This window comes from Microbacterium sp. GQ128 (assembly GCF_059758615.1).
Window position 1 is genome coordinate 676705 of record NZ_JCAXDY010000003.1, and the last position, 12516, is coordinate 689220.

A 12516-nucleotide genomic window follows, 5' to 3' on the forward strand; every position below is an offset into this window, starting at 1 on the left:
CGGATTCGGAGAGGGGACGGACGAAGCGACGCCGACGGCCACTTCGCCGGCTGCGGGATCCGCGGCTCCGGTGTCCGACGCCCCGGTGTCCGACGCTCCGGTGCCCGTCATCGCGCCCGGGGCGGTGCTGCGGGGACGCGGCGTCAGTCCCGGCCGGGTGGCCGCGCCGCTCGTGCATCTCGCGCCGGCGGTCGGCGAGCCGGAGGCGGGTGCGGTGGTCGCTGTGGAGGACCGTGACGCCGAGGTCTCGGCGATCGAGTGGGCAGCCGTGGCCGTGGCGGATCAGCTGCGTGCGCGGACGTCCCAGGCGACGGGGGAGACCAGGGCGATCCTCGACGCGTCGCGCCTGCTGGCCTCCGATCCCGAGCTGGTGTCGGAGGCGACGGCGCTCGTCCGGTCGAAGGGCCGCAGCGCGGCGCGCGCGATCTGGGAGACCGCAGCAGCGCACGAGAAGGGTGTGGCCGCGCTGGGCGGCCGGATGGCGGAGCGTGTCGCCGACATCCGCGACGTGCGCGACCGGATCATCGCCGAGATCCTGCAGGTCGACATGCCCGGGGTTCCCGAGCGCGACGTGCCGTTCGTGCTCGTGGCGACGGACCTCGCGCCCGCCGACACCGCGGCCCTCGCCGGAGGGCACTGCGTCGCGCTCGTCACAGAGCAAGGCGGGCCGACGTCGCACACCGCGATCATCGCGCGATCGCTCGGTCTTCCCGCGGTCGTCGGTGTCGCCGGGGCGGTAGGCATCCCGGTCGGCTCGACCCTCCTCGTCGATGGCGGGCGCGGCACGGTCGAGGTGGACCCGCCGGCATCACTCGTCTCCGAAGCCCAGGCGGCCGCGACCGTGGTGGAGTTCGACGGGTCAGGGCGCCTCGCCGACGGGCACCGCGTGGCGCTGCTGGCGAATGTGGGCGGCACCCCGGACGCGGTGAACGCCGCGGCGGCACGAGCAGAGGGCATCGGCCTGTTCCGCACCGAGTTCTGCTTCCTCGACCGGGCCGAGGCGCCGACGGTCGCGGAGCAGACCGCCGCGTATCGCGGGGTGCTCGCCGCATTCCCCGATCGCAAGGTCGTCGTGCGCACACTCGATGCGGGGAGCGACAAGCCCCTCCCGTTCGCGAACTCCGACGAGGAGGACAACCCGGCGCTCGGGGTGCGGGGGCTCCGGATCGCACGCCGTCGGCCGCAGCTGCTCGACGATCAGTTACGTGCACTCGCGCTCGCCGCGGCGGAGGAGGCGGCCGAGGTCGAGGTGATGGCCCCGATGGTGGCCACCGTCGAAGAGGCCGGGGAGTTCGCCGAGCTCGCGCGCGCGGCGGGGATCGGCCGCGTCGGCATCATGATCGAGACGCCGTCGGCAGCACTGCTCGCCGCCGAGCTGTTCGAGGTGGTCGACTTCGTGAGCCTCGGAACCAACGACCTCGCGCAGTACACGCTGGCCGCCGACCGGCTGCTGAGCGACCTGGGTGATCTCAACGATCCGTGGCAGCCGGCGGTGCTGCGCCTGATCGGGATGGTCGGTGCGGCGGGGCGTGCGGCCGGAAAACCGGTGGGCGTCTGCGGCGAGGCGGGCGGGGACCCGGCCCTCGCCCCGGTGCTCGTGGGACTCGGAGCGACCTCGCTCTCGATGACCCCGCGGTCGCTCGGACGAGTGGCCGACGCGCTCCGTGACGTGACCGAGGAGGAGTGCCGTCGCGCTGCTGATGCCGTGCTCGGGGCCGCGACGGCGGAGGAGGCCAGGGCCGTGGGAGCCGCCGCTCTGCAGCGTGCCGATGCCCGGTGATCGCGTCGTATATGCGTTCCCCGGCATGTTCAGAATCTCATTCTGATCTCGGGCACGACGCGACGGGCCACCGCGGACAACCCTTCTTTACCGATCGATCGGTCAGTTAGTATGGGCCGCGCGGATGCTGTCGCTGCGGCGTCCGCGCGACGAGGAGGTCGACGATGACGGACGCGACACCCGAGGCCGCGGAAGCGGTGCGCCCGAACCGGGCCATGATGGGGCGCGATCGCGCTTCCGCCTCGCTGGGTCTCGTCGTCGAACGCGATGATCCCGGTCACGCCGTGGTCTCGATGCGCGTGCGCGACGACATGACCAATGGGTTCCACATCACCCATGGCGGCTTCGTCTTCGCACTGGCCGACACGGCGTTCGCGATCGCGTGCAACGAGGACGATCGGGTCACGGTGGCCGCGGGCGCCGACATCTCGTTCCTGAAGTCGACCGTCGCCGGACAGACGTTGACCGCGACGGCCGTGCGGCGCACCCGCAGCGGACGCTCCGGCATCTACGACGTGACGGTCGTCGACGAACTCGGCGATCCGGTCGCGGAGTTCCGTGGCCGCTCGCGCACCACCGATCAAACCTTCTGACCTCGCGCGGCCGCTCCCGGCCGACCGCGCGATCCGATGCGAGACTGTGGGGATGTCCGAGATGCAGAGCACGCGACGAGGCCGCCCCGGTTACGACCAGCAGGGCATCCTCGCCGTCGCCGTCGCCGCGTTCAACGAGCACGGGTACGACGCGACCTCGATCGGGAAGCTGGCCGAGCGCCTCGGCCTGTCGAAGTCGGCGATCTACCATCACTTCGGCTCCAAGGACGAGATGCTCGATCTCGCCCTCGATGCGGCGCTCAGCGGACTCGAGGCGGTGGTGGACGACCCGCTTCCCGACACGGTCGATCGTGAGGGTTCCCGCGCCGTCGCCCGCCTCGAGCACGTCCTCCGCGGGGCCGTGCACGTGCTCGTCGACCAGCTTCCCGCCGTCACGCTGCTGCTGCGGGTGCGCGGCAACACCGATGTCGAGCGCCGGGCGCTCACCCGCCGCCGCGCGTTCGACCGCCGGGTCACGGCGCTCGTCTCCGAGGCGCAGGCCGAGGGCACGCTGCGCGCCGACATCGACGCCAGCGTCGTGGCCCGCCTGACGTTCGGAATGATCAACTCGATCGTGGAGTGGTACCGCCCGGGCGGACGCGAGGGCGCGGACCGGCTCGCCGACGACGTCGTCGCCATCGCCCTCCACGGCCTGCGCCGTCGCTGAGGCCGTCCGCCGAGACCCCGTCTTCCCGCCGAGACCCCGTCGTATCCGAGTCGGAAGGACGGGGTCTCGGCGACAGCCCGGGGTTTCAGCCGGGCCACACCGCGGCGAGTTCCTTCGCGACGAGGGTGAGCACGTCGTACGTGGCCACGATCTCGTCGCGCTGGTTCTTCAGCACCGCGTCCCAGCGCACCTCGCCGTACTCGTCGGTCTCACGCGGCGTGATCTGCTTGGCGGTGAGCTCGACGCGGATCTCGTCGCCGGGGGAGACCGGGGTCAGGAAGCGCAGGTTCTCCAGGCCCGAGTTCGCGAGGACGGGACCGGGCGCGGGGTCGACGAACAGGCCGGCAGCCCACGACACCAGCAGGTACCCGTGGGCGACGCGACCCGGGAAGAACGGGTTGGCGGCGGCGGACGCCTCATCCATGTGCGCGTAGAACGTGTCGCCGGTGAAGGTCGCGAAGGTCTCGATGTCTTCCAGCGTCACCGCGCGGGAGCCGCTCGCGACCTGGTCGCCGATGCGCAGCTCGGCCAGCGACTTGCGGAAGGGGTGCACGCCACCGCTCTCCTCGTACGGCCGTGCCGCCGTGCCCTGATGCCACACGCCGGTGAGGGCGGTCAGCATCGCGGGGGAGCCCTGCACCGCGGTGCGCTGCATGTGGTGCAGGACGGCGCGGATGCCGCCGAGCTCCTCGCCGCCGCCCGCGCGGCCGGGGCCGCCGTGCACGAGGTTCGGCAGCGGCGAGCCGTGACCCGTCGAGCTGCGGGCGTCGTCGCGGTCGAGGAAGAGCACCCGTCCGTTGTAGGCGGCCATGCCGGTGGCGAGCGCCACGGCGACCTCGGGGTCGTGCGTGGCGACACTCGTGACCAGCGAACCTCCGCCGCGCGCGACCAGGGCACTCGCCTCGTCGAGGGTGCGATAGCCGACGATGCTCGAGACCGGACCGAACGCCTCGATCTCGTTGAGGGCCGCGCTTTCCGGGTCCGGGAAACGCAGCAGCATCGGGGCGAGGAAGGCGCCATCCGGGGCGGGTCCCTCTGTTCCGTCGCCGTGCCGCACGTCCGGAGCATCGGTCGAGCCGATGACCAGGTCACCACCGCCGTCCTGCAGCCGTGCCACCTGGCGCAGCACCTCATCGCGCTGTGCGGTGGAGGCCAGCGGCCCCATCGTCACGCCTTCCGCCCGCGGGTCACCCAGCACGGTGCGCTCGGAAAGTCGTGCCCGCACGGCATCGATCACGTCGTCGACGACACCGGTCGGCACGATCGCGCGTCGGATCGCCGTGCACTTCTGCCCGGCCTTGCTGGTCATCTCCGCCACGAGCTGCTTGACGTAGGCGTCGAACTCCGGGGTGCCCGCGACCGCGTCGGTCCCCAGGATCGACGCGTTGATGGAGTCGGTCTCGCTCGTGAAGCGCACCCCGCCCGTCTGCACCGCATCGTGCGCCCGCAGCCGTTCTGCGGTGGACGCCGACCCGGTGAACGCCACGAGATCCCCCAGGCGGAGCTCGTCGAAGAGACCGGGAACACTGCCCGAGACGAGCTGCAGGGAGCCCTCGGGCAGCAGCCCGGAGTCGACCATGATCCGCACCATCGCTTCGGCGAGGTACCCGGTCGGCGTCGCGGGCTTCACGACGGTCGGCACGCCGGCCAGGAACGCCGGGGCGAACTTCTCCAGCGACCCCCAGACCGGGAAGTTGAAGGCGTTGATCTGCACGGCGACCCCGGGGAGGCGTGTGTAGATGTGGCGCCCGAGGAAGGAGCCGTCCCTGGACAGGTTCTCCACCGCGCCGTCGACGAAGACCTTCGCGTTCGGCAGCTCGCGCCTGCCCTTGCTGGAGTACGCGAACAGCACGCCGATGCCGCCGTCGATGTCGACCCACGAATCCTGTGAAGTCGCGCCCGTGCGGCTCGAGATCTCGTACAGCTCCGCCTTGCGCTCGGTGAGCGCGAGCGCAAGCTGCTTGAGCCGCACTGCGCGCTGGTGGAAGGTCAGCTGGCCGAGCGAGGCCTGCCCCGCGGAGCGCGCATGGGCGAGAGCCCCAGCGAGGTCGATGCCCTCGGTCGACACGCGGGCGACGAGGTCGCCCGTCGAAGCGTCGCGCACCTCGGTCGCCTCGGCGCCGGCATCCGGCGACCACCAGGATCCCTGCAGATAGCTGGGGAGGATCTCGGTCATGTCAGTTCCCTTCATGAGGCGTCCCATTCGTAGAAGCCGCGTCCGCTCTTGCGCCCGAGGTGACCCTCGGCGACGAGACGGCGCAGCAGAGTCGGTGGTTCGAAGCGCTCGCCGAGGTTCGCGGCGAGGTACTCGGAGATGCCGAGCCGCACATCGAGTCCGACGATGTCGGTGAGGCGGAGCGGCCCGACCGCATGCTTGTAGCCCAGTGTCATGGCGGTGTCGATGTCTTCGGCGGAGGCGACGCCCTCCTCGAGCATCCGGATCGCCTCCAGGCCGATCGCGACGCCGAGTCTCGACGACGCGAACCCGGGGGCGTCGGTCACGACGATCGGGGTCTTGCCGAGGGCTTGCACCCAGCCGCGCGCATCGTCGACGAGCGGGGGAGCGGTGGCCGCGCCCCGCACGATCTCGACCAGGGTCGATGCCGGCACCGGGTTGAAGAAGTGCATTCCGAGGAACCGCGACGGCCGATCGAGCACCGCTGCGAGCTCATCGATCGAGATCGAGGAGGTGTTCGAGGCGAGGGCCGCGTCCGGTCCGATCTGCGCTTCGACGCGGGTGAGTGCGTCGACCTTCAGGGCCAGATCCTCCGGCACCGCTTCCACGACGAGGTCGCACGGCGCGAACGACCCGACGTCCGTGCCGGTGCCGAAGCGTGTCCGATAGGCGTCTCCCGGTTCCGCTGCCGTGCCTCGGGCGATCGAGGCGTCGACCGATTCGAGCACGCGGTGTGCGGCGGCCTGGGCGGCGGCCGCATCGCGTTCGACCACGGTGACCCGGGAGCCGGCCAGCAGGAACGCGTGAGCGATACCGGCGCCCATCCGTCCGCCGCCGAGCACCCCGACGTGCGCGGGACCGAGCGGAGTGGCCCCGGTCATCGGTCTCTCCGTTCCAGGAAGTCGGTCATGCGTCGGAACTTCTCCGGGCTCTCGAAGAGCTGGGCCTGGGCTTCCAGATCGGCGGCGGGGTGGCGGTCGCGGGGAGCGCGGAACACCCGCTTGGTCGCGATGGTGGCGGCCGGGTCGTTGCGGGCGATCCGGTCGACGATCGCCTCGGCCGCGCCCATCAGCTCCTCGGGGTCGTGGATCGCCGAGACGAGTCCGATGCGCAGCGCCTCCTCGGCCCTGACCGTGCGGCCGGTGAGCAGCAGCTCGATCGCCCTGGCATCGCCCACGATCTCCTTCAGCCGCCAGCTCGCTCCGGCGGCGGCGAGGATGCCGAGGCCCGTCTCCGGGTTTCCGATCGCGAGCGAGGGCGTGGCGATGCGGATGTCGGCGGCGTAGGCGAGTTCGGCGCCGCCGCCCAGGGCATAGCCGTCGATGGCAGCGATGACGGGCATCGGCAGCTCCGCGACCCGTACGAAGGCGTGGGCGTTGATGCCGCGCAGCGCGTCGGCGGCCCGGCGTTCGCGCAGTTCGGCGATGTCGGCGCCCGCCGCGAAGACGCTGTCGGCGCCGACGAGGATGAGGGTGCGCGGAGCCTCCTCGAGCTCATCGCAGAGGAGGTGCAAGGCATCGATCGTGGCCTGGTCGATCGCGTTGCGCTTGTGCGGACGGTTGAGTGTCGCGATCACACGGTCGGGGCGCCGCTCGACGAGCAGCGGCTCTTCGGCGGCTGCGTGCTCGGCTGGCGATTCCGCGTGCATCACACCTTCTCCAGGATCACGGCCGCACCCTGTCCGACCCCCACGCACATCGTGGCCAGGCCGTGCCGCGAGCCCTCGCGCTCCATGCGTCCGAGCAGCGTGATCAGCAGACGGGAGCCGGACGAGCCGAGCGGGTGACCGAGGGCGATGGCCCCGCCGTCGGCATTGACCCGCTCGTCGTCGAGACCCAGTCGACGGATGCAGGCGATCGACTGCGTGGCGAAGGCCTCGTTGAGCTCGACGGAGCCGATGTCGTCGATGGTCAGTCCGGCGCGGCGGAGCGCCTTCTCCGTGGCGGGCACGGGGCCGAGGCCCATGACCTCGGGGGCGAGACCGGCGCTGGTGCCGACGACGATCCGGGCGCGGGGCACGAGGCCGTATCGCTCGACGGCCTCGGCGCTCGCCACGACGATCGCCGAGGCGCCGTCGTTGAGGGCGCTGGAGTTCCCGGCCGTCACCACGCTGCCGCCGGCGACCACCGGGCGCAGTCGGGCGAGTGCGTCGAGTGTCGTCTCGGGCCGCGGCCCCTCATCGACCAGCACTTCTCCGGTGGCGGTCGGCACACCGATGATCTCGGGGGCGAAGCGTCCGGCGGCGATCGCGGCGGCGGCGCGCTGCTGGGAGCGGAGCGCGAAGGCGTCGGCCTCGTCGCGCGTGATCCCGTCGGTCCGGGCGACCTCCTCCGCGGTCTCGGGCATCGTGAAGGTCGCCTTGTCGCGGGCGACGAGCCGGGGGTTCGGGAAGCGCCAGCCGATCGAGGTGTCGAACGCCGCGCCCGGCTTGGACCAGGCCTTCTCGGGTTTGGCCTGCACCCAGGGCGCTCGGGTCATCGACTCGACGCCGCCGGCGACGATGAGGTCGGCGTCTCCGGCGCGGATCGCCTGCGCGGCCATCGTCACGGCGGACATGCCGGAGGCGCAGAGCCGGTTCACGGTGATGCCCGGAACGCTGTCGGGGAGTCCGGCGAGCAGCACCGCCATCCTGGCGACGTTGCGGTTGTCCTCGCCGGCCTGGTTCGCCGCGCCGAGGATGACCTCGTCGATGTCGATCTGCGTCGCATCGACACCGGCCCGACGTAGGGCCTCGGCCACCACGATCGAGGCGAGGTCGTCGGGGCGGACGGTGGCGAGCGCGCCGCCGTAGCGTCCGACCGGGGTGCGCGCCCCTCCGACGAGGAATGCCTCGGTCATGCGGATCTCCTGACTTCGTCGTCTCGGCGGGTCGTCGCCCGGCTCTTCGGCCCGGAATTACTGACCGATCGTATGGTAATTATGGCACAGGCGCGATGCCCGACCGGGGGACGCGGCGGCGTCAGACCCGCCCGAAGGCACGCAGCGGATGCTCGATGAGCTCGGTGACGCGCCGCAGGAATCCCGCCGCGTATCCGCCGTCGCACACGCGATGGTCGAACGCGAGGGAGAGCTGGACGATACGACGGGCGACGATCGTGCCGTCGATGACCCACGGCCGCTCGATGATCCGGCCGATGCCGAGGATCGCGACATCGGGGTGGTTGATGATCGCCGCGGAGCCGTCGACACCCAGCCCGCCGTAGTTGTTGAGCGTGAAGGTCGAACCGCGCAGCCGCTCGGGAGGCATCGTGCCGGCTCTGGCCGTGGCGGCGAGTTCGCGCAGTGCCGCGTCGAGCTGCTCCACGGTGAGGGCATGCGCACGGGGGACGACGGGGACCAGGAGACCGCGCTCGGTGTCGGCGGCGATTCCGAGGTTCACGCCGTCGAACGAGATCAGCTCCTCGCCGCTGTCGTCGAGACGCGAGGCGAGCACCGGGTAGTCCTCGAGGGCGATCAGCACGAAGCGCGCGAGCAGCGCCGTGATCGAGGGGGCCCTGCCGCCCGCCGGAGCCATCTGCGCGCGGAGATCCCACAGAGACGTGGCGTCCACATCGACCCAGACGGTCGCCTCGGGGATCTCGGTTCGACTGCGCGTCAGCTTCGCGCTGACCGCGCGCCGCAGCGGAGACATGCGATCTCGGGAGACGACGTCGAGCCCGTCGACCGACTCTCCGGTCCGGTTCGCGGCGCGGTGATGCGCGGCGGCCCCGTCGACGGCGTTCTCGACCGCGGCTCGCAGCACGTCGGCGCGGGTGACCGCACCGTCGGGGCCAGTCGCGCCGATGCGGTGCACGTCGAGCCCCAGGTCGCGTGCCAGACGACGCACGAGGGGGGAGCGGACGGCCACCGGGCGGCGGACGGATGCTGCGCCGGCGGAGGCAGCGACGGGGTCGGCGGTGGCGGCCCTCTGCGCAGGGGTCGGTGCGGATGCCGGTGCCGGTGCCGGTGCCGATGCTGCGGCTGCCGGTGCCGGTGCCGCCGTGGTCGGGCGGTCGGCTCGGACCGGCGTGGCGGCCGGGCGGCGACGCCCCTTCGTCGTGTGCGCCGTGGTGCCGTATCCGATCAGCACGTTCCCCGATCCGGCGCGTTCCTCCTCGCGGTACGCCTCGTGCTCGGGGGTGCTCGATGCCGCGGCCCCCGCGGCATCCGGAGTCGTACCCTCCGTGCCCGCCTCCGATGTCGATCCGGGGTCGGCGACTTCGAGCACCGGCGCGCCGACGTCGATCGTGTCCCCGGCGGTGCCGTGCAGGGCGGTGACGACGCCGGCGAACGGCGACGGCAGCTCCACCACGCTCTTCGCGGTCTCGACCTCGGCGATCGGCTGGTCGGTCGTGATGGTGTCGCCCACCGCGACGAGCCACTGCACGAGACCCGCTTCGGTGAGTCCTTCGCCGAGGTCGGGCAGACGGAAGATCTGCGCGGACGGCTTCAACGGGGCGTTCATACGTCGTCCTCCCAGTGCAGGGTGTCGATCGCATCGAGCACGCGGTCGACGTCGGGCAGGTACCAGTGCTCGAGCTTCGGGGGTGCATAGGGGGTGTCGAAGCCGGTGACGCGTCGTACCGGCGCAGCGAGGTATTCGAAGCAGCGCTCGAACACGCGGGCCTGGATCTCGGAGGCGACGCTCACATATCCGGGGGCCTCGGCGATGACCACGGCGCGGCCGGTGGACTTCACCGCGGCGGTCACGGTCGCATCGTCGAAGGGGGAGAGCGAGCGCACATCGACCACCTGCACGCTGCGCCCCTCCGCGGCGGCGACCTCCGCGACCTCGAGCGCGAGCGGCACGGAAGCGCCGTAGGCCAGGAGCGTCACATCGGTGCCGTCGCGGGCGATGCGGGCGGCGCCGAGCTCCGTGGTGAGGGAGGTGTCGACTTCGCCCTTCGACCAGTACAGCTTCTTCGGCTCGAGGAAGATCACGGGGTCCGGTGAGGCGATGGCCGCCCGCAGCAGCGAATAGGCGTCCTGCGGCGTCGACGGGCTGACGACCGTGAGTCCGGGGGTGTGGGCGTAGTACGCCTCGGAGGAGTCGCAGTGGTGCTCCACGCCGCCGATGCCGCCGCCGAACGGGATGCGGATCACCAGCGGCATCCGCATTCCACCGCGCGTGCGGTTGCCGAGCTTGGCGACGTGGCTGACGACCTGCTCGAACGCCGGCAGGGCGAATGCGTCGAACTGCATCTCCACCACGGGTCGCATCCCGTTCATGGCCATGCCGACCGCGGTGCCGATGATGCCGGACTCGGCCAGGGGAGTGTCGAAGCAGCGGTCCTCACCGAATCGCGCGGTGAGGCCGTCGGTGATGCGGAAGACGCCGCCGAGCGCCCCCACGTCCTCGCCGAAGACGACCACATCCGGGTCGGCCTCGATGGCATCTGCGAGTGCTTTGTTCAACGCGGCCGCCATGGTCATGGTCGTCGCAGCGGCGGCCTCGACCTCGGCGCGGGTGTGGTCGTGTGCGATCGTCATCGCCGGTCTCCGTTCGGGGTGGTCCCTGCGCCCGCGTCGGCGAGGCGCGAGCGCTCGATCTCGTCGTGCAGCAGGTGCCACTGCTCGTCGAGCTGCGGCGAGCGTGTCGCGGTGACGAAGCGGAACAGATCCTCGGGGTCGAGGTCGGCGTCGGTGTTCAGCGCGGTGCGCATCGCCGCGGCGATCTCCTCGGCTCCGGCGGCGAACCGCTCCTCGGCGTCGGCGTCGAGGGCGCCGATGCCGGTCAGGTGGGTGCGCAGGCGCAGCAGCGGGTCACGGGCGATCCAGGCCTGCACCTCGTCGCGCTCCCGGTAGCGGGTGTCGTCGTCGGCGTTGGTGTGCGCCTGCATCCGGTAGGTGTGCGCCTCGATGAGGGAGGGGCCGCCGCCGGTGCGGGCGCGGTTCACCGCCTCGCCGAGCACGGCGAGCACGGCGGCGACGTCGTTCCCGTCGACGCGCTCTCCCGGCATCCCGTACCCGATCGCCTTGTGAGCGAGAGAGGGAGCCGCGGTCTGCCGTGAGAGCGGCACCGAGATCGCGAACCCGTTGTTCTGCACGAAGAAGACGACCGGGACCTGGAAGACGGCGGCGAAGTTCATCGCCTCGTGGAAGTCGCCCTCGCTGGTGGCGCCGTCGCCGCACAGTGCCAGCACGACCGTGTCCTCGCCGCGATGCTTGGCCGCCTGCGCGAAGCCGACCGCGTGCAGCAGCTGAGTGGCGAGGGGAGTGGCCTGCGGTGCGACGCGGTGGGCGCGCACGTCGTAGCCCGAGTGCCAGTCGCCCTTGAGGAGCACCATGGCGTCGGCGGGTTCGACTCCGCGCGCGATGACGGCGACCGAGTCGCGATAGGTCGGGAACAGCCAGTCCGTGTCGCCGAGCACCATGGCGGCGGCGATCTGGCACGCTTCCTGCCCGTGGGAAGACGGGTAGACGGCGAGGCGTCCCTGACGGACGAGCGCGCCGGCCTGGTCGTTGATGCGCCGGCCCTCGACGAGTCCGCGATAGGCGGCCAGCAGGGTCTCGCTGTCGGGGAGCGCGTAGTGCTCGTCCACGACGGGCTGTCCGTCCGCGTCGATCAATTGCACCGCGGTGTCTCGCGGAAGCATGTCGGTGTGCAGCATGCGCTCGCCCTCCTTGCCGAACTCGATGGGGACAGCATGCCCCTGTGTACGACAGTCATCCAAGATCATCGGCGAAATACTGGATGAACGAGCGACTCGTGGGGCATTCTTGATCGAAGTGTCAGAGTTTCTGGCTCGATGAGAGGGGTGCCATGGCTGCGCTGGACGACACCGACCGAGCGATCATCGAGGAGCTGCGCCGCGACGCGCGCTCCTCGATGACGGCGATCGCGGATGCCGTGCACATCTCGCGCGCCGGTGCGCACGCGAGGATCAAGCGCCTCGCGGATGCGGGTGTCATCACGGGCTACACGGTGCGAACGGATCCCGTACTGCTCGGGCACCATGCGAGCGCCTACGTGACCCTCGCCATAGAACAGGCGACCTGGCAGGCCGTGAGCGACCGGCTGCGCGCGATCCCCGAGATCGAGCACATGGCGCTCGTCGGCGGCGACTTCGACGTGATCCTGCTGGTGCGCGCCAACGATGCCCGCGACCTCCGTCGAATCGTGCTCGAGGACATCCAGGCGATCCCCTCGATCCGCTCGACCCGGACCACGCTGATCTTCGAGGACTACACGCGGGACTGAGGGGTGCCCGGGCGGGTTTCGCGGGGTGGGTTCTGTGGGTGGGTTCTGCGGGGAGGTTCTGCGGGGTGGTTCTGCGGGGAGTGTGGAGAAGGGCTTCGGCGGCGCTTCTGTGGAGGGCGG

11 protein-coding genes are annotated in these 12516 nt (G+C 71.4%); 4 read left to right on the forward strand and 7 right to left on the reverse strand.

Annotation, left to right across the window (positions count from 1 at the left end):
* Positions 1-109: 109 nt before the first annotated feature.
* The 3 genes from ptsP (at position 110) to AC6CHX_RS13330 (ending at position 3040) form a co-directional block, all read left to right on the forward strand.
* Positions 110-1780: a phosphoenolpyruvate--protein phosphotransferase gene (gene ptsP, locus AC6CHX_RS13320; protein WP_498273210.1), complete on the forward strand. Its 1671-nt coding sequence runs from the start codon at positions 110-112 to the stop codon at positions 1778-1780.
* Positions 1781-1944: 164 nt separating this feature from the next.
* Entirely contained in the window at positions 1945-2373 is a 429-nt protein-coding gene (paaI, locus tag AC6CHX_RS13325; RefSeq protein ID WP_498273194.1) for a hydroxyphenylacetyl-CoA thioesterase PaaI, read from the forward strand.
* A 52-nt stretch (positions 2374-2425) separates the two neighbouring features.
* Positions 2426-3040 carry a TetR/AcrR family transcriptional regulator gene (locus AC6CHX_RS13330; protein ID WP_498273195.1) on the forward strand — a complete coding sequence of 205 codons (615 nt, stop codon included), beginning with the start codon at positions 2426-2428 and terminating at the stop codon, positions 3038-3040.
* Positions 3041-3125: 85 nt separating this feature from the next.
* On the opposite strand, the gene paaZ is transcribed toward AC6CHX_RS13330, so the two are convergent.
* From paaZ to AC6CHX_RS13365, 7 genes are all read right to left on the reverse strand, one after another.
* Complete coding sequence (gene paaZ / locus AC6CHX_RS13335) at positions 3126-5216, reverse strand: phenylacetic acid degradation bifunctional protein PaaZ (RefSeq protein WP_498273196.1); 2091 nt, start codon at positions 5214-5216, stop codon at positions 3126-3128.
* Between the two features lie 11 nt (positions 5217-5227).
* Complete coding sequence (locus tag AC6CHX_RS13340) at positions 5228-6097, reverse strand: 3-hydroxyacyl-CoA dehydrogenase family protein (protein WP_498273197.1); 870 nt, start codon at positions 6095-6097, stop codon at positions 5228-5230.
* Positions 6094-6864, reverse strand: a complete 771-nt coding sequence (locus AC6CHX_RS13345; RefSeq protein ID WP_498273198.1) for an enoyl-CoA hydratase/isomerase family protein — start codon at positions 6862-6864, stop codon at positions 6094-6096. The genes AC6CHX_RS13340 and AC6CHX_RS13345 overlap by 4 nt, the downstream gene beginning before the upstream one ends.
* Positions 6864-8054 (reverse strand): acetyl-CoA C-acyltransferase, encoded by a 1191-nt coding sequence (locus tag AC6CHX_RS13350; RefSeq protein ID WP_498273199.1) that lies wholly within the window; start codon positions 8052-8054, stop codon positions 6864-6866. Before AC6CHX_RS13350 ends, AC6CHX_RS13345 begins: the two co-directional genes overlap by 1 nt.
* A 121-nt stretch (positions 8055-8175) precedes the next feature.
* Positions 8176-9660 (reverse strand): dihydrolipoamide acetyltransferase family protein, encoded by a 1485-nt coding sequence (locus AC6CHX_RS13355; protein ID WP_498273200.1) that lies wholly within the window; start codon positions 9658-9660, stop codon positions 8176-8178.
* Positions 9657-10685: an alpha-ketoacid dehydrogenase subunit beta gene (locus tag AC6CHX_RS13360; protein WP_498273201.1), complete on the reverse strand. Its 1029-nt coding sequence runs from the start codon at positions 10683-10685 to the stop codon at positions 9657-9659. The genes AC6CHX_RS13355 and AC6CHX_RS13360 overlap by 4 nt, the downstream gene beginning before the upstream one ends.
* Positions 10682-11806: a thiamine pyrophosphate-dependent enzyme gene (locus AC6CHX_RS13365; RefSeq protein ID WP_498273211.1), complete on the reverse strand. Its 1125-nt coding sequence runs from the start codon at positions 11804-11806 to the stop codon at positions 10682-10684. Before AC6CHX_RS13365 ends, AC6CHX_RS13360 begins: the two co-directional genes overlap by 4 nt.
* Positions 11807-11958: 152 nt before the next feature.
* Here AC6CHX_RS13365 and AC6CHX_RS13370 point away from each other — a divergent pair, with 152 nt between their 5' ends.
* Positions 11959-12396, forward strand: a complete 438-nt coding sequence (locus tag AC6CHX_RS13370; RefSeq protein WP_498273202.1) for an Lrp/AsnC family transcriptional regulator — start codon at positions 11959-11961, stop codon at positions 12394-12396.
* Positions 12397-12516: the final 120 nt, after the last annotated feature.